The organism is Blastopirellula sediminis, assembly GCF_020966755.1.
GTDB lineage: Bacteria > Planctomycetota > Planctomycetia > Pirellulales > Pirellulaceae > Blastopirellula > Blastopirellula sediminis.
This window is the reverse complement of record NZ_JAJKFT010000010.1, coordinates 906,998-924,755: the sequence shown is the minus strand read 5'-3', so window position 1 is coordinate 924,755 and position 17,758 is coordinate 906,998. Positions and strand designations below refer to the sequence as shown.

Sequence of the window (17,758 nt, the reverse complement as noted above, 5' to 3'; positions counted from 1 at the left end):
CGTGGAAACGTGACTTCGGTAGTTCCACCAGCTATCTTGAAGCGATCCTGCTGGTTCAACTCCGCCCCGATACGAACCGAACGAAAGCCTCGCGATGATTGTTCGCCTTTGCCCCGCCCTCCTCTTCTGTTTGCTATTCGTCTCGCCGCTATTGGCTGCTGAACCGGCCGCCAAATCCAAGGCGAGTCTCGGCATGAATCTGGCCGGGCCGGTTGATTGGAATACCGAACTGCCGTTCGTCGACGTCTTCCGCCAGTCGCGACCTTGGGTCAGTCAACAGCAAGGATCGCCGTGGGGTCAAGGGCCGGAGCTCGCGCTCGATGAACATGGATGGGTCAAAAGTCTGGAGTCTGGCTGCTGGGCCGAGTCTCCCTTGTGCACGATTCAAGGAGGTCACTATCCGTCAGGCGACTTTACGGTTCTGTATGACGGGAAAGGAAAGCTCGATTTTTCCGGCGCCGCCGAGGTGACGTCGGAAGAGCCAGGGCGATTGACGCTGAACGTCGACGCAGGCCGCGGCGGATTCTCCCTGCAGATTCGGGAGACCGACAAAAGCGACTACCTCCGCAATATTCGCGTCATCATGCCGGGGCATGTCGAGACGTATGAGCAGGAGCCGTGGAATCCGGCGTTTTTGAAGCTGTGGCGTGGCGTCGCCTGCCTCCGCTTCATGGACTTCATGCATACCAACGACTCGACCATCTCGACCTGGGCCGAGCGCCCAACGATGGAAGATGCGACCTGGTCGCAACATGGAGTTCCTTTGGAAGCGATGGTCGACCTGGTCAATCGGCTGGAGTGCGACGCTTGGTTTTGTATGCCGCACAAGGCGGATGACGATTACGTCCGACGTTTCGCGGCGCAGACCAAGGAGAAGCTTGATCCGCAGCGGAAGGTCTATATCGAGTACTCCAACGAAGTCTGGAACGGCCAATTCCAGCAGAACCGCTACGCCGCCGAACAGGGGCAGAAGCTCGGCTTTGCCGACAAGGCCTGGGAAGCGGCCTGGTATTACACCGCCTATCGCTCGGTCGAGATCTTCCAGATCTGGCAAAAGGAATTCGGCCGGCAGCGCCTCGTCCGCGTTCTACCTTCCCAGGCGGCCAACCCCTACGTCGCCCAGCAGATCCTCAACTTTCGCGATGCGGCGAAGCAGGCCGACGCGCTGGCGATCGCTCCCTACTTGAGCATGAACCTGAGTCCCACGGGAAAGCCTTCGTCGGAGGAAGTCGCCAGCTGGACCGTCGACCGACTGCTCGATCATGCCGAGCAGCATTCCCTTCCCGAGTGCACGAAGTGGATGGAAGAAAACCATCAGTTGGCCGCCAAGCACAAGTTACAGCTGTTGGCTTACGAAGGGGGACAGCACTTTGTGGGCGTCGGTGGTGGGGAGAGCAATGAAGAGCTGACCAAGCTGTTGCACGCCGCGAACTCCAATCCCCGTTTGGGAGAGATCTACGCCAAGTACTTCGCCGCGTGGGAAGCCAACGGAGGCGGAATCTTCTGCTACTTCTCTTCGGTTGGCAGTTGGTCGAAATGGGGTAGCTGGGGCGCGCTACAATCGCTCGACGAAGACCCGGCCGATTCCCCCAAGTACCAAGCGATTGCCGCTTGGGCGCAAAAGCTGGGGCAACCGATCGGAGAGTAATCTAGCGGCCACCGATTTCCGCCGAGCGACCGAGATGGCCTCATTGGTGCACCCTGATGTGGCTGGAATGGGAGTTTCTCCCAAAAAGCTCTTCCGGGGGCTTATGTCGAGATACATCCCTTTCTGGACGCCGATGGGTCCATTGAAGTCGCGGCCGCCGGCGGCATCACGCCTGGCCAGTACAAGGTCGTCATCATTCCGCCGGAAGTTGAAGTCTCGCTTGGCGCGAACCCGTCCTCCGCTTTGCAGCCAAAAGAGATGCCGAATTTGCCAAAGCAGTTTCGCAGCATCAACTCGACGCCGCTGACGGGCAAATGAAGTCAGTTTTGAACTGACGCAGTAGGCGATTCACGGGGCTAGATCGAGCCAAGTCGGCGACTCCGAAATCTGCTGATTTGGCTGAATTCCTCTTGGCGTACCCGTCGCCAGATGTACGAAGGCAAGAAAGTACAGACTATTTATGCAATTTAATGGGCCTTTCTTTCCTCTGATTGTCAGCGCAATGGGCGAATTCTTGCATTTACAAAAAAATAGAGATTTTTTGCTGTCCTCCCCGTAACGGATCTCAAGAGTGTCGATACAATGGAGGCTTACTTTGCGCAATGAATCGCTTAATCTCTGTTCATGTTTGCGGTCTCATCGCGTCCTTTTCATCTCATCTTTTCCATCAGGAGTACTCACAGATGCGTAATCGACGCGCAGGGTTTACCCTCGTTGAACTTCTAGTCGTGATCGCAATCATTGGCGTGTTGATCGCCTTGTTGCTTCCCGCCGTTCAACAAGCTCGCGAAGCGGCACGCCGGATGACTTGCACCAATCAGCAGAAGCAGCTTGGTCTGGCGATGCACAACTACCACGATACGTTCGGCAGCTTCCCACCGGCGGCGATTTGGCTGGGAACGGGAACCACCGTTCCGGAAAACGGCCGCGATGCGAATTGGGGCGCTACTTGGGCGCTGATGATTCTGCCGTTCATCGAACAGAACAACTTGCACTCGCAGTACAACTTTGGCGTTATTGCTCGCGATACGACCAACAACTTGGTTACTCGCCAGCAACCGGAAGCGTTCCTTTGCCCGAGTCATCCGACGGTGACGACGCGACTGAACCAAGACTACGACGGTTTCGCGAAGGTCAACTACGCAGTCTGCCAAGGCGCCGGAAAACTATTGAACCGCGGCGACTTCAACAATGGCGCCCGCAAAGGAGCGTTTAACGTGGTGGGGCAGTATGGCGCCAAGTTCCGCGACATGACTGACGGAACGTCCAACTCCGTGATTCTTAGCGAAATCATGAATCTGAGCAGCGGCGGGGACGATCGCGGCGCTTGGGGCTGGAACACCGGAGCGACCTTCTGCGGCCGCAATGCAGGCACTTCGCCGGAAGTGATCATCACGCCAAACACGAAAACCCGAATGGACGCGAGCCACTACTCGGCGAACACCACGAACCAAACCGTATTCGGTCTGAACACGAATCCGGACGCGGCTTCGACGGCTGGTGTCGCGGCACGCAGCTTCCATCCCGGCGGCGTAATCATGTGCTTGGGCGATGCGAGCTGCCGCTTCGTCGGCGAAACGATCGACTCGACGGTCTACTCGAACGCGCTTTCCATCGCGGATGGAAACCCGACCTCGCTACCGTAACGCCGCAGACGTCGCTCTTGCGGAAACGTCTTCTTCAAACCCATCTGCCGCGTGATGCGTGCAGATGGGTTTCCGTTTTGGGGAAACGCCGGTTCCTTTTCTTCTTTGGCAAGTTCGCTCTTAACAGGTACCCCTTCCATGCATATTCGAAGCCTCTTTTTCGTACTCGCTTGTTTGGTCTTCTTCACCGGCTGTCCGTCTGGACAAGGAAGTCAGGGAGTTGGCGTTACCGATCCGGAAGTCGCTCAAACGGTCAGTAATCAGGTGGTCGAATTCGTCGAAGGCGCCGCGAAGTCGCCGAAGTCCGCGAAGGGGAGACTCGACCTGATGCTGGAATCGCTCGACGGCGCCGCCGAACGGGGCGGAGAATTCGTCAAGGTGCGCGACGAAGCGAAGAAGCTGCAATCGATGTACGAAGCGAAGGCTGGCGACGCCGAGCTGAAAGCGCAGTTGGAAACGCTGAAGTCGGCCGCCAACGCGTTGACCGCGTCGGCTTCGTAGCGAGCCCAATCCTGGGATAGCCCCGATAGCGAAGCAATCGGGGCTAACTGGGCATCTAAACGTCTTCGAGCAGCACCGTGTCGTGATCTTCGTACGCCGGTGCACAGCAGCAGAGAAGACGAAGTTCGACCGATCCGGTGTTGGTGATTTGATGGGTCGCCCCCGGCGGAATCGCGATCGCATCGCCGACCGTCACGCTACGGACTTCGCCGTCGATTTTCATCTCGGCGGTCCCCTGCGTGATGTAGTAAATCTCTTCGGTCCGCTTGTGATAGTGAGCGATCGTCTTGCGGCCGATCGGAATTCGCGCTTCGGCCAGGCTTTGCTGACGGATCGCGGAATTGCGATGCGACAACAGCTCGCGAATCTCCGAGCTGTCTTTGGTCGTGAACGAGGGGACTTCGTTCAGGTTGAAAATATCCATCAGTTACTCGCTACGGTCCACAGGACGCTGAAATCGGCGAAGTAGGCGTAGATCGCCAGCACCGTCAGGACCAATCCGATTCCAATCGGCCACGCGAGAGGCCAACTGGTCATGTCGACTTCGCCGCTATCCTTCGCCTCGTACGGAACGGCCATCGGTTTGATCTGACCAATGATCAACATGATGGCGATTAGCGAAGCGAATACAATCCCCAGGAAGTGGAACGTGCGGAAGTTGTTGTCTTTGAAAAACGCCGCAAAATCGGGCCAGAAGTAGCCGGTCGCGATCGCGACGAAGCCGACCACTAGCGCGATGTTGGCGGCGATCGCCGGCACGCGTTTGGTCGTCAGACCGATCAAGACGACCGAGAAGATCGGGATGAAGTAAAGGCCGTTCATCGCTTGCAGGTAGCCGAAGATGCTCTCTTGTCCTTCCAGCATCGGGGCCATCGTCATCGACAGCGCGGCGATGATCGTACCGAACCACTTGCCCGAGCTGATCACCTGTTTTTCGGTGGCGTTCGGATTCACCAGGTGTTGGTAAACGCCGAGGCTGAAGAGGGTCGCAGTGCTATTGAGCGCCGAGTTGAACGAACTGAGAATCGCCCCCATAATCGCGGCGGCGAAGAATCCCGCGAGCCAAACCGGCAACACCGTTTGCACCAGTTTGCCGTACGCTTCGACCGGTTTCAGCTCGGTATGGCCGAACAGGTGAAACGCAATGATGCCCGGCAAGACGAGGATGACCGGCGCGAGAATCTTCAAGAAGCCAGCCAGCAGCACCCCCTTCTGACCTTCTTTCAGGCTCGAAGCGCCGAAGGTGCGCTGAATGATCTGTTGGTTGGTGCTCCAGTAGAAGAGGTTTAACAACAAAACGCCGGTGAAGAGGGTGGTGAATGGGACTTTGCCATCCTCGGGGCCGATTGAATTGAACTTCTCGGGATGCGCGGTTTGCAGCGTTTCCAGCGCGGTGAGGGGATTTCCCTGGTCGACCGCCTGCAAGCCGAACCACACGATCAGAAAACCGCCGACCAGCAGCCCAAAGCCGTTGAGCGTATCCGAAACGGCGACCGTTCGCAGACCGCCGAAAATCGCGTAGATCGAACCAATGATGCCGATGAGCCAGACGATGACCCAGAGCAAAAGCCATTTGCTCGACATGCCGAGAATCACCGGCATCTCATTCAGTCCCAGCTTGTTTTCCATATCAAGGATGCCGATCATCCCTTTGGCGCCGGTGTAGAGAATGATCGGAAGCAAGATCCCGGCGTAGGCGATGATGAAGATGAACGACGTGATCGAGCGCGTCGATTCGCCAAACCGCGATTCCAGGAATTGGGGAATCGTGGCGATCCCTTGTCGCAAGTAGCGGGGCAAAAAGAAGAGGGCCATGATCACCAGCGACATCGCCGCAATCACTTCCCACGCCATCACGCTGATGCCGTCGGTATAGGCGTCGCCGTTGAGCCCGACCAATTGCTCGGTCGAGAGGTTGGTCAGCATCAGCGACCCGGCGATGTACCCGCCGGTCAACGTACGGCCGGCGAGAAAGTAACCGGTCGACGTGCCATGTTGGTCGCCACGCGTCAAAATGATCGTGACGACGCCGACCAGCGCGGTGAAAAAGACGAAGGAAGAGATTGTGATCAGCGTTTCCATGGGGGCGGATGCTCAGGCGCAAAAGATGGGGGGCGGGGGCAAACGGTTCAGCCTAATAAATCCCCGCCCGACGGCAAGGAGTTTTTCCTCTGCGTTATTGAGAAATTTTGCTTCACTTCCTCTGGCTCAGCCGGTCGCGGCGGATATGCGACCTTGAATTTTTGCGGGCTTTTTGCGGCTCGGTCGCCGCCCCGTTTGGCTGACGAGCGCCCGTCAGAGTACAATGCCAAGACAACGACGTCGCGGGCTGACCGTCGACGCCTCTTCCCGTTTCGCTCCTCGATTGCCGCACCGACTGCCGATGATCTCGCGAATTCGCCATGCTTGGGCCGCTTTGACCGCTTTCTGTCTGACGATGTTGTTCGTCCTGGGTCCGGCGACGGCTCTGTTCGCCCAGGAAGCTGGCGGAGAAGCGGAAGCGGGACCGAGCTGGGTGTTGAATTACATCCTCGTCTCGCTGTTCGTGGTCTTGGGAGTCTTCGCGGTTTGCCTAGCGTCGAATCGCCAAAACGAAGAGCTGCGCCGCAAAGAGCTGCGAGAGATGCAAGAAAAGAGCAAAGCGGGCTAGTGTCGCCCGCTTTGGTTTTTTTGCTGATTCTAAAGTCGACTTCCGACTACATCCCTTCTCGTTTCATCGAGGTAGGCGCCGACATCCGTCGCGGCTCCGGGTACGGGGACATGTAATCGCGGTATTCTTCTGGGTACTCGTACGAGTTGCGGTACTTCACTTCGGCCTGCGATCGTCCACGATCGGCCGTATAGGTGAAGAGATAACGCTCAGCCGCAACACGAACTTCCTGCTTCACTTGGTCCCAGGGGATGGCGCCAGCCTTTTCTTCGGTCACGCAGATCAGGTGAATGCCGAAGGAAGTCTGAATCGGCCCGGCGACTTCGCCGATCGGCGCGTCAAACGCCGCATTGTGAATCTCTTCCGGAAGTTGGTCGTGACGTCCGATCCAGCCGACGATTCCTCCTTGCTCGCTGGAAGGAGCGTTAGAGTAACGCCGCGCCGCTTCGGCAAATTCGATTTCGCCTCGTTTGATCTGCACGCGCAGTCGCGCGCCGATATCCCGTTGGCGTTCGATCATTTGACTCGGTTCGTTTTCGTTGGTGGCCAGCAAGATCTGCGACAACTTGCGCTGCGTACCGTCGAAGTCGCGACGATGCTGGTCGAAATAGCGCTGCAGGTTGTCGTCGGTCAGACATGCGTCGGCATAGCGCGGCCAGGCGATGCTCCACGCGATCTTCCGCCGCAGCATCCGCATATCGGTGTGATTGTCGGTGAGGAATGCGTCGAGCGACTTGCCGCGGGCTTCTAGCTCTTTCTTGATGCGGCTCACTTCGCGACTGATCTCGGACGAAGAAGGCCGGAAGTCGGTCGATTCGATGTACTGCAGCGCTAGCTCGCGATCGATCAGGCGATTGAGGACCGACGACTTCAAACCGAACGGCAGATCATGATCGCTGCTACCGGCCGAACCGAACGCCTTAGCGGCGGCCCGTTCGACGTCGACGTCGTAAATCGGCGCGTTGTTGACGAACGCTTCGATCTCAACGCCGGCGGGTCGATCCATCGATTCGAAACGAGGGTCCATATACCCAGTTTCTTCGTCGGCCCCACTTTCCGAATGCCCGGAGCGGCCGAGCGTATCGGGCAAGAACAACAGACCGAATACGACGGCAAGTTGTACCAGGTGACCGGGCCAAATCTGAAATGTCATATCGCTATCTCGCCCAACGGTGCGAGGAACAAAAGTTTCAACGAAGCGCGGCGCTTGTTTCGAGAGCGGCTTTCGGGCGAAAGCGACTCCTGGGGAAAGCGTTCCCTTAAGGAAGGGGGATATCGTCGAGCTCGAACTCGACCGGCAACGACACGATCGAACCTGGCGTTTTGTAAACCAACGTAAAATCGCTCGGTTCACGATCATCGAGAATGAACTTGTAGGCGATCCCGATCGCGTCGGAATCTTCGAGGAATCGCTCGTAGCCGGCATGTTCCAGGCGTTCGCCGTCAGCCGCTTCGAGATAGATTTCGTTGGAATCGACCCAGCCCAAATGGGACTGCAGCGCTTCGGAGCCGCCCGGGAAACGGACGACGACTCGCGCGTCATACAAGTCGCGGTTCTTGCGGAACTGCTCGAGTGCGACTTGCACGCCTCCTTTTTCCTGACGCAGGCCGCGAGTATTGGCCAGGCGATCAAAGCGGAACGTTTCGACTCGTCCGGGAACGAGCGAGATGAGTTTCCCCTTTAGCGACTCGATCGTTTGCGAACCGCGCGGCGGCACGTTGAGCGGAATGACGAAGTCGACCGACGTCTGACCGCTGTCGACCGCGACGTCGTACGTCACCGGGCCGTCGGCAAGCTTCAAGTCGGTCCCTTGATCGTCGGCCGCGACGAGCGCGTCGAACGGAAACTTGACCAGGATCGGCGTCAGGTGCGGTTCCCACGTCACCTGCAAGTTGATTCGCATGCCGTCCGAAATCGGCGGCGCCAAGTTGCGATGCATTTCAATCCGCGTCGGTTCAACGCGAAAGACGCCGCTATAGGTCGCCAGGTTCAGCGGCAAACCAGGTGCGTCGCGATTGACGAACGCCAGCGCGTTCTTTTCGCCGGCGTAAGGGTAAGCGGTGATGTTGGCGTCGGCGAAGACGCGATCGATCGCTTCCCAGAAGAGCGCCTTGTCGCACTGGATCGAGATCTTCGGATCGGTCTTTTGTTGACCGAAGTTCCCGCGGAAGTCGACGATGCGATTGCCCGATTGTTTTTCAATCTCGGCCAGCACTTCGCTGAGGGGCGCTTCTTTGAAATCGAGCGTGACCAACTGCGGCTGCGTGACGCTGTCGGCTTGAAGCTTTTGCAGAACAGCGGTGATCCTTTCGAGTCGCGCCTTTACTTCGGCCGGCGTCCGATCGGTGATTTCGGGAAGCTCATCGAGGGCTTTCGGACCGAGTTCCATCAGGCCCGCTTCCGCCTCATCCCGTTCGGCAAGGCTGCCGGCGTCGAGCTGCCGTACCAGGTAAGCGACCTGTTTTGAGAACTTCGCTTGTGACTCATCCGCTTGCGAGGCTTCCGTCAACGATGCGTCTTGCGCTCGCGCGAAGACCGCGCAGCTACAGAGAATCGTGAGCGCTAACAGAATACTGCGCACTGATTTAAGTCCGAAATGGTAGGGAGGAGATGTTTCGCAGAGGAGAGAATCGCTACGCATTATACCGGCGCCGCCGCAATTCTCCACAAGAATCCCACAGACTCCGTTCGAGGGGGTTTTTTGCATTCTACATTTGTGAAGTGATTCTTCGAGTCCTACGAGCCATAAATCATGAAAAAACTTCTCCCCCATAAGTGGCTGTTTATTTTTCTGCCACTAATCGCCGGATTAGGGAGCAGCAGCCAGGTCGATGCCCAGTCATGGACCTTCCGATTTGACCTGGACGGTCAGGAAGTGGTGGGAACCTCTCTATTCAACTCAGCCGAGAAGGTGCTGGTGCTGGGGGTAGATGGGCAGATTTGGGAATTCGCTCCCAGCGAGGCGGAGAGTTACGCCAAGGTCGCGGACGGATTTACTCCCCTCAGCCAGTCGCAGGTCCGTGGAGAGCTTCTCCGGGAGTTTGGGAACCAGTTTGAAGTGACCGGCACCGGCCATTACCTGGTGGTTCACCCTCCGGGGCAGCGAGATCGCTGGGCCAACCGCTTTGAAGAGCTCCATCGCTCGTTCCAGGGATATTTCACCAGCCGCGGCTTTCGGGTCGCTCCGGCTCAGTTTCCCCTGGTCGCCGTCGTCTTTCCGACCTTCGCCGAATATGCCAAGCATTCGGCCAAGCTGGGGGTCCGCGTGACGCCGGGGATGGTCGGCTATTATTCGGGACGGACCAACCGTGTGTTGATGTACGACATCTCGGCCGGCCAGGAGGATGACGCATTCTGGGAAGAGAACGCCGCGACGATGGTCCACGAGGCGACCCACCAAACGGCGTTCAACGCTGGCATCCATAGCCGGACGGCGATCCAGCCGAAGTGGGTTGTCGAAGGGTTGGCGACCATGTTCGAAGCGCCGGGCGTTTGGAACTCGGCAGTCTATCGCCGTGCGAGCGATCGGATCAATCGTGGTCGACTTGATTGGTTTCAAGACTACGCTGCGAAGTCGCGCCCCAGCGGCTCGCTGAAGTCGCTGATTGAGTCGGACAAGATCTTCGGGAAACGTCCCGACATCGCTTACAGCGAATCGTGGGCGGTCTGCTTCTACCTGGTCGAAACTGATCCCCGCAATTTCGCCCGCTATCTCTCGACCGTCGCAGCCCGACCGCCGGGATCGGACTATTCTGCAGCGCAGCGGATCGCCGATTTCGAATCGGCGTTTGGCAGCAACTGGGAGATGCTCGAAGCCCGCTTCCTGCGCTACATTCAAGGGCTGAAGTAACGCTTCGCCGCGTAGGATCGACGGCGGCGATCCGCTAGAATGGGCTCCTTGACCCCATCCTCCCCTACCCTGCCGATCGAGCCATGCCGAAATTCAAAGCGCTGCTGACCGACTTTGCCTGGAAAGATCTTGAGATCGAGCATCAAACGCTCGACAAGGCGGACGTCGAGCTGATCGTCGCCACGCAGACCGATGAGAATACGCTGGCGACTCTCGCCGCCGAACATCAAGTCGACGCGATCATGACCAACTGGGCCAAGGTTACGTCCAAGGTGATCGCCGCTTCGCCCAACTTGAAAATCGTCGCGCGGCTTGGCATCGGGCTCGACAACATCGACGTCGCCTACTGCACCGAGAAAAAGATCCCGGTCACCAACATCCCTGACTACTGCGTGATCGAAGTCGCCGAACATACGCTGGCGCTGCTGTTGGCGTGTGCCCGGAAGATTGCGATGTACCACTACGAAACGCAGAACGGGCGGTACGAACTGCAGGCCGGTCCGCTGATGCGGCGAGTAAGCGGACAAACGCTCGGGATCGTCGGCCTGGGACAGATCGGCACGCTGTTGGCCGAACGAGCGCTGGCGCTCGGCATGCGCGTGATCGCCACCAGCCGCAGCGGCAAGACGATGCCGGGCGTCGAAACGGTCGATCTGGAACGGATCTTGAGCGAATCGGACTACATCTCGCTCTTGGTCCCTGCGACTGCCGAAACGCGGCACATGTTTGGCGCCGAGCAGTTCCAGAAGATGAAACCGACCGCCTATCTGATCAACACCGCGCGTGGCGCGCTGATTGACGAAGCGGCGCTGGCCGCGGCGATCGAAGCAGGCGAACTCGCCGGCGCGGCGCTCGACGTGCAAGATCCGGAACCGCCCGATCTGTCGAAGGCCCCGATGAACGATCCCCGCGTGATCGTAACGCCGCACGCAGCGTTCGTGTCGGTCGAATCGCTGGAGAACCTCCGCGGCCGCGCGACGAAGCAAGTGGTCGATTGGCTGGAAGGACGCACGCCGGAGAATGTGCGAAACCCGGAAGTGTTGGGTTAAACTCCGCGCATAGTAGCCCGAAGCGCAAGCGAGGGAAATGCGTTTGGCTAAATGACGAATGTCGAAATCAGAATGATGAGGTAGAGAGGGTTCGTCATTCGAGCTTCGGCACTTGTCATTTCATCGAGACCGCATTTCCCTCGCTTGCGCTTCGGGCTACTAATGATTGCGGATCTATAGCGAATCGCCCCGCTTCCGCTGCGCTTGCTCGATCTCAATCACCTCGGTGATATTGTCGATCGCCCCCGTAAATATCTCTGAGGGGCGGAAGAGCTGCACGTTGCGCAGACTCGGTCGCAAGTTGCGCGGCGGTGCGTAGTCTCCTTCGACATCGATTCCGAGCAGCGCCCCGGAATAAGGGAAACGACGGAGGACGAACTCGGTGCTGGGAAACGAATAGGGCGCCGCGAGACGATTCAGCACGTCTCCTTTGGCGACGGCGGCGTCGTCTTTCGCGCCATAGGTCGTCGGTTCGAACAGCTCCGGCAGCAGCTTCACATACAGCAGCCGTCGATCGGGCATGCCGAAGACGAGAGCGTGGTTGCTATTCGGTCGGGCTGATCCGATCAAACCGACGTCCGCGTTGGTGACGCGGATCTCTTCGACTTCCTGGTGATCCAGATCCCTTTGAATCTGCGCGCGGAGTTTGTTCGCCGACTGAATAACTTCGCGGAGGATGACCAGATATAGAACCAGCGCGAGCGTCGGCAAGGTCCAGCGACCAATTCTCGCCGCTTCCGGGCTGATGATGGCGCCGAACCAATCGCCGAGGAAATAGAGGATCGCTGCCGGGACGATCAGAAACAGAACCGTCATGCAGCCATACGACACTTTGCCCGTTTCCGCTTGCTTGGCCAGGATTTTTAATTCCTGTTCCGTCGCAGCGCGACGATGAAATTTCGACATGTTACGTTTCGTTCCTGACGGCGTCGTGGGCGTCGGCAAGCGACTGTTCTAACGAGTGGAGCGTGCCGGGGAAAATCTCGCAGTCGCTCAGCACCGAGCAATGCTTCTCCGCATATTTCACACGAAGAGTGCGCGGCGCGACATACTCTCCATCGACTCGAATCGCGGCAATCTGTCGCGAAAGTGGGAAACGCGTCACGACGAAGCTGGAAGAAGGAAACGAATGGGGAGTGCGCAGTCCGTTGAAGAACTCCGGGTCCATATCGTCCAGACTGCGATCCGAGTCGGCTCCGTACGTTTCGCCGTTGAAGAGCCAGTTCCCCTGCAACAGCAGCAGACGTCTTTCATCGAGACGAAAGACGAGGGCCGGCTCTTCCAACGCGTCGATGCTGATCTCGACCACATCGGCGTCGATCACCAGGATCTCTTCGACCTGGCTGTTCTCCAGATCGAGCCGCGCCTCTTCGGTCCGATGCCGTTCGCCGGCGAAATAGGCCCGCGCCGCGAAGGCGCCGAGAATGACCGCGATCGCCCAGCCGATCCAGTAAGCGAATAGCGAGTGCGTCGGCCCGAAATGCTGACCGATGCCCCGCAACAGCGCCGAGAGAAAACCGCCCCCTAGCAAGGCGAGAAACGACAGCACGATGGCGAACCCCATTCCCAGAGAGCGAGACTCTCGTTGGAGCAGGTCCCGCTCCGCTTGGTTCATCGGGCGAGTCGTGATTTCGACCATTGCATCAACTGCCATGTTGCGAAGCCATTGCGCCTAGAATCATTTTACGCTTTCCCAAAAACCATCAAGTAGTTCGCTAACCGCTTGGGGTTATTGGATGAAAACCGACATCGGCGGTAGAGAAACAGGATAGAGAACGCAGTAGCTGCGCTATTTCGCGGGAGCGAAGTGGGATTTGTTTTCCAAGACGTAATCCGCAAGCATCTCAGGGATCACCTCTTCGTTTTCATAGAACTGATCGTCAAGCGAGTTGAATTGCTCATCTTGCTTTGGCGAAAACCGCTCCATTTGCTCAATTCTCGCATCTTGATCGACGGCAGGGCCGGACGGACCGAACAACGCAATTGCCGCCGCAAGCACCTTCCCCTTTTTTATCGCTCCGATCGCCATCAGGCCCCGATGGGCGATTTGAATTTCATCGCCGCTGGTATTGACGAAGTACTGATCATGTCCGCCGCTGCCGACCTCCAGTTCGTAGTTCCGCACCGCGATGTAGTTCTGCTGTTCCGCCGTTAACTTTTCAAAGCCGACGTCGTAGTAGTGAAGCGTAATGAACTCTTCCGCGTCGTCGACGCCGTCCAGGATCGCTAATCCTTTGGCGGCGTATTCGCGAACCATTTCATCTTCGTTTTCGCTCTGCTGCTTCTGCAAATACGCTTTGGCGTTCGCGTCTGGGTTGCGGGCGTAAGCGATGAGCGCCTCAGAAAAGTTATACATGTGGGGGAATTCGCCGCTGATTGGCTCCAGCTGCGAGAGTTGCGGCAACAACAATTCGTGTGGGACCGATATTTGCAGCTCATTCAGCGCTTTTAGATTGGATGCGAACTGGATGTTCGCCGAATTGAACCGTTCACTCTTCAGGATGGCGGCGACCGCGCGTTGACGATCGATGGTCAACAGCAGTCCAGGCGCTTCGTCATCTACCGAACTATCTTCTAGTGCCAGTAGCGGCTCTAGCGCCGGGAAGATCGCTTGCAGAAACTTCTCGTCACGACGTCCTTCCTCGAGCCCACGTTGAATTCCCAGCATTCCCCAGCCGCGAACCTGGTCATCATCGTCGGCCAGCAGCGTCGTAAGCGGCTTGACGCATTCTTCCGTGCCGATCTTTCCGAGCAGAATGGCCGCGTTCCGTCGGACTTCCGCGGCAGGATGCGTTGCAAATCTGGCAAGCGGTTTCGCCGCGGCGGATGGAGAAGTCTCTTCCAGGGCGTCGCAAAGGCGAGTGAACGCCCACTCGTCATCCAGAGGGAATTTTGGCATCGGAAACTTTTGAGAGTATGCCCGTTCCGAACTCAATTCTGCGATCAATAGCGGGATGGCTTGCGTGCCAAGCGACTTTACACGCGAGACTCGATTACGATCGTCGCCAGGAACGTAAAGCTGGTCGATCAGCGTCTGGATTTCGTCAGGCGACGCGACTCGATGAGATTTAGGAAAATCGGGCACAGCTGATGGTGCGACAGTTTCGGCTTCGTCGGTCGGTTCGTCCGACTGCATATTGCACGCGCCGATCCATGGTAAGAGCGCGGCGACGAGGATGACGGCGGTTGAGATCGCAATTCGCATGAGCGATTTCCCTGGCGGAATTAGTACCGAGCGATGGCCATCATAATCTGAAGTGGTTGTCTGGGAAATCTCGCGGCGACTGACAGGCAGGTTGTTTCCTTCCCGCGCAAAAAAATAGGCTGGGTCGAAACCCAGCCTTTGTTTTGAACGCGTGTTTGTAAAGGCAGGCACGGCCTGCCCTACCGACTACTTGCCGCAGTAGTCGATCGCGCGGGCGATTTCGCTCTTCAGGCGAGCACGCGGGACGATGCGGTCGACGAAACCATGTTCCAGCAGGAATTCGCTGGTCTGGAAGCCGTCCGGCAGTTCGATGCGAATGGTCGCTTTGATCGTACGCGGGCCGGCGAAGCCGATCAGCGCTTTCGGTTCGGCGAAGATCAAGTCCCCCAGCGACGCAAAGCTGGCGGCGACGCCGCCCATGGTCGGGTTGGTCAGAACCGAAATGAACAGACCGCCCATTTCGTGATAGCGAGCCAGCGCGGCGGTTACCTTGGCCATCTGCATCAGGGAGAGAATCCCTTCGTGCATACGAGCTCCACCGCCGGAGCCGCTGATGATGATGAGCGGCAGGTTTTGATCGGCGGCTCGTTCGACCAGGCGAGCGAGACGTTCGCCGACGACCGAACCCATGCTTCCCATGATGAAGGCCGAGTCAGTGACGCCGATGGCGACGCGACGAGCGCGAATCATGCCGCAGCCGGTCAGGGCCGCATCACGCAGACCGGTTCGCTTTTGTTCCGCGACCAGGCGATCGGCGTATTTCTTTTGGTCGGCGAACTTGAGCGGGTCGGTCGGCATCAGCTCGGCGTCCCACTCTTCGAAGGTGCCGCTATCGAGCACTTGCTCCATGCGATCGGCGGCCGAGACGTACCAGTGATGTTCGCATTCGGGACAAACGCTGAGCAATTCTTCGGCTTGCTTGCGGAAGATCACCGCCTGGCATCCGGGGCAGCGTTGCCACAGACCTTCCGGCACTCCGCGTTTGGCACGTTTGACACCTTCGGCGGCGGCTGCAGCGGCGGCGAACTCAGGCGTAGTCGACGACATTCGATTTCCTTCTGGCTGTTGCCGCCGACAGTGGCGGTACTTTTATTCTAATTAACGAAGGGCGGGTTGGGGGGAGATTTCGATCAGTTCCCAACTGCCGCAGTTACCTTCTTCGGCTTTCCAAAGGTCGCCGATGCAGTGATGTAGCAATTCGCAGCGAATCACCGACGCGATCGGCTCGGGCGTTACGATCGCGGCAACGCTTTTTGAGTTTTGATATTTCTTACAAATCTTGTCCAGGGCGGTCCGTACGCGACTACGAGCGTCCGCTAGCATCTCTCCCTCAGGTGGGCAGATGCCATCCGGGTTTTCCTGCCATTGTCGATAGACTTTCGGCTGGTTCTGCTTCACTTCGGTGATCAGTTTCCCTTGCCACAGTCCGACGTCCAGGTTCCGAAACTTGTCGATCTTTTTCACCTTGGCCATGTGGACCTTGGCGATGATTTCGGCCGCTTGCACCGCCGGTTGGCAGGGGCCGCAGTAGACGACGTCGATCGAGAGATCGGCCATCTCATGGGCCGCGTGCTGGACCTGAGTAATACCTTTGTCGCTAAGCGGAACGTTTAACGTGCCGCGGATCCGGCCTTGTATGTCGTAGTCGGTACAGCCGGGACGAATGAGCGCAACGCGCAACATATAAAAGCTACACCTATGCTGATCAGGAGGCGGCGACCGCGGCCGAATTCAGGTCGCGGACTGCCGTGATGTAGTCCGGTTTGCCGAAAATGGCCGACCCGACTACCAACAAGTCTGCGCCCGCTTCCGTGCAGCGCCCAATAGTATCCAAATTTACGCCGCCGTCGATCTCAATCAGCACGTCGGAATTGATCCGCCGTACCTCTCGGATTTTGTCGAGGGCGACCGGATTGAACGACTGACCGCCGAAACCGGCGTTGACGCTCATCATTAACGCGAGATCCGCCTCGGGCAGGGCGTCGAAGATGACGTCGACCGGGGTGTCGGGATTAATCGCCACGCCGGCGCCGCAGCCCAGAGAGTGGATTTCTCGCAAGGTGCTAGCGACGTCATCGACAGCTTCGGCGTGAATGGTGATCACGTCGGCGCCTGCCTCATGGAATTGTCGGATGTACTGCTGCGGCTTCTCGATCATCAAATGAACGTCGAGCGGCAGATCGGTCAATTTTCGGAACGCGGCGACAATCGGCATTCCGTAGGTCATGTTTGGGACAAATATGCCGTCCATCACATCCAGATGCAGAGCTTTCACGCCGGCTGCTAGCAAGCGCTCAACCTCACGCTCCAAGTTGGCGAAGTCGCACAACAAGAGCGAGGGGAGAATAACAGGCGCAGCTTCACGAAGCTGAGCTAGGTGGTCGCGTGACATATGTCTTAAGAAGCTAGTGCGTCAGGATAAATGTGGTTTGCTCAATTCGCCGCAAGTGACGAAACCGGTCTGTAGGCTAAGACGCTGGGTAAAGAAGTTGGGGGACGACTGCGTAAACTGCCGTAAAGGAATTAAAAGCCTACGTTACTCCGGGACATTTCCAGTTCGGCCAATTGTAACAACGGCCACACAGCGAGTCAGCGCCCTGAACGAGGCATTGACGTAACCCGCAATCAGACAACGGGTTAAAACGCGCAAATAATTGAGAAAAGCCCCCTCGATCCCCCTGTGAGGCGAAAAATCTTGCCGTTAACTGGAACGTGAAATCAAATCGGCGTCGGCCTGCGCCTGGCGCCCCACTACCAAGACACCTCATAGTCGAGCGCTGCGGCGATTCGATCGAGCAGCGGCAACGTCGCTTCTTCGTGCGAAGCCGAATGGAAACCGATGAAGAGGGGCCCGTCGCGCCACAGGGTGAACTGAACCCCTTCCGCAGAGATCGACGAGTCAGACACAAAGCACCGCGTCGCTTCGTCGCGGCGGTCGTAATAAAAGGCGAGCAGGTCGGCCGGAGCGCGCAGTTGCTCGAGCTTGGCGATCATCGTGTCGGCGATCTCCGTTCCTTGCTGGTCATCAAAGACGCATTCCGGGAACGCCAGCGATAACCGCGTTTTGGTTTCCTCGACGGAGAGAAACGTTTCATCCTTCCGCGGTTGAATATGTCGATGCGCCATCAAGCTGCCCAAGAAAAGAAAAATGCCGGCTTCGCAAGCGAAGCCGGACACATCGTAGCCCGAGGCGCGAGCCGAGGGAAAG

17 protein-coding genes are annotated in these 17,758 nt (G+C 57.9%); 6 read left to right on the top strand and 11 right to left on the bottom strand.

The annotated features are described in order from the left end of the window. Positions 1-94 precede the first annotated feature (94 nt). The 3 genes from LOC68_RS15385 (at position 95) to LOC68_RS15375 (ending at position 3,795) form a co-directional block, all read left to right on the top strand. Positions 95-1,648 (top strand): hypothetical protein, encoded by a 1,554-nt coding sequence (locus LOC68_RS15385; RefSeq protein WP_230220342.1) that lies wholly within the window; start codon positions 95-97, stop codon positions 1,646-1,648. A 683-nt stretch (positions 1,649-2,331) separates the two neighbouring features. Next, positions 2,332-3,294: a DUF1559 domain-containing protein gene (locus LOC68_RS15380; protein ID WP_230220340.1), complete on the top strand. Its 963-nt coding sequence runs from the start codon at positions 2,332-2,334 to the stop codon at positions 3,292-3,294. 138 nt (positions 3,295-3,432) lie between these two features. Then, positions 3,433-3,795, top strand: a complete 363-nt coding sequence (locus tag LOC68_RS15375; protein WP_230220338.1) for a hypothetical protein — start codon at positions 3,433-3,435, stop codon at positions 3,793-3,795. 55 nt (positions 3,796-3,850) lie between these two features. Here LOC68_RS15375 and LOC68_RS15370 read toward each other — a convergent pair whose 3' ends face one another. Then, entirely contained in the window at positions 3,851-4,219 is a 369-nt protein-coding gene (locus tag LOC68_RS15370) for a cupin domain-containing protein (protein ID WP_230220336.1), read from the bottom strand. Next, complete coding sequence (locus LOC68_RS15365; RefSeq protein ID WP_230220334.1) at positions 4,219-5,877, bottom strand: solute:sodium symporter family transporter; 1,659 nt, start codon at positions 5,875-5,877, stop codon at positions 4,219-4,221. The genes LOC68_RS15370 and LOC68_RS15365 overlap by 1 nt, the downstream gene beginning before the upstream one ends. Before the next feature lie 223 nt (positions 5,878-6,100). Here LOC68_RS15365 and LOC68_RS15360 point away from each other — a divergent pair, with 223 nt between their 5' ends. After that, positions 6,101-6,445, top strand: coding sequence for a hypothetical protein (locus LOC68_RS15360; RefSeq protein ID WP_230220332.1), 345 nt, complete (start codon positions 6,101-6,103; stop codon positions 6,443-6,445). 46 nt (positions 6,446-6,491) lie between these two features. Here the strand turns inward: LOC68_RS15360 and LOC68_RS15355 are convergent, their stop codons facing one another. Continuing rightward, a complete protein-coding gene (locus LOC68_RS15355; RefSeq protein WP_230220330.1) occupies positions 6,492-7,598 on the bottom strand; it encodes a peptidylprolyl isomerase in 1,107 nt (368 codons plus the stop codon). A gap of 106 nt (positions 7,599-7,704) precedes the next feature. Beyond that, positions 7,705-8,955: a hypothetical protein gene (locus tag LOC68_RS15350; RefSeq protein ID WP_230220328.1), complete on the bottom strand. Its 1,251-nt coding sequence runs from the start codon at positions 8,953-8,955 to the stop codon at positions 7,705-7,707. A gap of 243 nt (positions 8,956-9,198) precedes the next feature. Between LOC68_RS15350 and LOC68_RS15345 the strand changes: the two genes are divergently transcribed. Both LOC68_RS15345 and LOC68_RS15340 read left to right on the top strand, forming a co-directional pair. Next, positions 9,199-10,296: a DUF1570 domain-containing protein gene (locus LOC68_RS15345; protein WP_230220326.1), complete on the top strand. Its 1,098-nt coding sequence runs from the start codon at positions 9,199-9,201 to the stop codon at positions 10,294-10,296. A gap of 83 nt (positions 10,297-10,379) precedes the next feature. Beyond that, positions 10,380-11,345, top strand: a complete 966-nt coding sequence (locus LOC68_RS15340) for a C-terminal binding protein (RefSeq protein WP_230220324.1) — start codon at positions 10,380-10,382, stop codon at positions 11,343-11,345. Between the two features lie 174 nt (positions 11,346-11,519). On the opposite strand, the gene LOC68_RS15335 is transcribed toward LOC68_RS15340, so the two are convergent. From LOC68_RS15335 to LOC68_RS15305, 7 genes are all read right to left on the bottom strand, one after another. Then, positions 11,520-12,251, bottom strand: coding sequence for a hypothetical protein (locus tag LOC68_RS15335; protein WP_230220322.1), 732 nt, complete (start codon positions 12,249-12,251; stop codon positions 11,520-11,522). A gap of 1 nt (position 12,252) precedes the next feature. Continuing rightward, positions 12,253-12,999 carry a hypothetical protein gene (locus LOC68_RS15330; RefSeq protein ID WP_230220320.1) on the bottom strand — a complete coding sequence of 249 codons (747 nt, stop codon included), beginning with the start codon at positions 12,997-12,999 and terminating at the stop codon, positions 12,253-12,255. Positions 13,000-13,134: 135 nt separating this feature from the next. Beyond that, positions 13,135-14,550, bottom strand: coding sequence for a DMP19 family protein (locus LOC68_RS15325; protein WP_230220318.1), 1,416 nt, complete (start codon positions 14,548-14,550; stop codon positions 13,135-13,137). 186 nt (positions 14,551-14,736) lie between these two features. Further along, positions 14,737-15,597, bottom strand: coding sequence for an acetyl-CoA carboxylase, carboxyltransferase subunit beta (gene accD / locus LOC68_RS15320; RefSeq protein ID WP_230220316.1), 861 nt, complete (start codon positions 15,595-15,597; stop codon positions 14,737-14,739). A 51-nt stretch (positions 15,598-15,648) separates the two neighbouring features. After that, positions 15,649-16,233 carry a histidine phosphatase family protein gene (locus LOC68_RS15315; protein WP_230220314.1) on the bottom strand — a complete coding sequence of 195 codons (585 nt, stop codon included), beginning with the start codon at positions 16,231-16,233 and terminating at the stop codon, positions 15,649-15,651. Between the two features lie 22 nt (positions 16,234-16,255). Continuing rightward, positions 16,256-16,942 carry a ribulose-phosphate 3-epimerase gene (gene rpe, locus LOC68_RS15310; protein WP_230220312.1) on the bottom strand — a complete coding sequence of 229 codons (687 nt, stop codon included), beginning with the start codon at positions 16,940-16,942 and terminating at the stop codon, positions 16,256-16,258. Positions 16,943-17,301: 359 nt separating this feature from the next. Continuing rightward, positions 17,302-17,676: a hypothetical protein gene (locus LOC68_RS15305; RefSeq protein ID WP_230220310.1), complete on the bottom strand. Its 375-nt coding sequence runs from the start codon at positions 17,674-17,676 to the stop codon at positions 17,302-17,304. Positions 17,677-17,758 lie beyond the last annotated feature (82 nt).

Coding starts and splice junctions, on each gene's coding strand:
- rpe (WP_230220312.1), bottom strand. CDS start 16,942: ATGTCACGCGACCACCTAGCTCAGCTTCGTGAAGCTGCGCCTGTTATT.
- LOC68_RS15340 (WP_230220324.1), top strand. CDS start 10,380: ATGCCGAAATTCAAAGCGCTGCTGACCGACTTTGCCTGGAAAGATCTT.
- LOC68_RS15325 (WP_230220318.1), bottom strand. CDS start 14,550: ATGCGAATTGCGATCTCAACCGCCGTCATCCTCGTCGCCGCGCTCTTA.
- LOC68_RS15360 (WP_230220332.1), top strand. CDS start 6,101: ATGCCAAGACAACGACGTCGCGGGCTGACCGTCGACGCCTCTTCCCGT.
- LOC68_RS15385 (WP_230220342.1), top strand. CDS start 95: ATGATTGTTCGCCTTTGCCCCGCCCTCCTCTTCTGTTTGCTATTCGTC.
- accD (WP_230220316.1), bottom strand. CDS start 15,597: ATGTCGTCGACTACGCCTGAGTTCGCCGCCGCTGCAGCCGCCGCCGAA.
- LOC68_RS15330 (WP_230220320.1), bottom strand. CDS start 12,999: ATGGCAGTTGATGCAATGGTCGAAATCACGACTCGCCCGATGAACCAA.
- LOC68_RS15345 (WP_230220326.1), top strand. CDS start 9,199: ATGAAAAAACTTCTCCCCCATAAGTGGCTGTTTATTTTTCTGCCACTA.
- LOC68_RS15315 (WP_230220314.1), bottom strand. CDS start 16,233: ATGTTGCGCGTTGCGCTCATTCGTCCCGGCTGTACCGACTACGACATA.
- LOC68_RS15365 (WP_230220334.1), bottom strand. CDS start 5,877: ATGGAAACGCTGATCACAATCTCTTCCTTCGTCTTTTTCACCGCGCTG.
- LOC68_RS15375 (WP_230220338.1), top strand. CDS start 3,433: ATGCATATTCGAAGCCTCTTTTTCGTACTCGCTTGTTTGGTCTTCTTC.
- LOC68_RS15335 (WP_230220322.1), bottom strand. CDS start 12,251: ATGTCGAAATTTCATCGTCGCGCTGCGACGGAACAGGAATTAAAAATC.
- LOC68_RS15355 (WP_230220330.1), bottom strand. CDS start 7,598: ATGACATTTCAGATTTGGCCCGGTCACCTGGTACAACTTGCCGTCGTA.
- LOC68_RS15370 (WP_230220336.1), bottom strand. CDS start 4,219: ATGGATATTTTCAACCTGAACGAAGTCCCCTCGTTCACGACCAAAGAC.
- LOC68_RS15380 (WP_230220340.1), top strand. CDS start 2,332: ATGCGTAATCGACGCGCAGGGTTTACCCTCGTTGAACTTCTAGTCGTG.
- LOC68_RS15305 (WP_230220310.1), bottom strand. CDS start 17,676: ATGGCGCATCGACATATTCAACCGCGGAAGGATGAAACGTTTCTCTCC.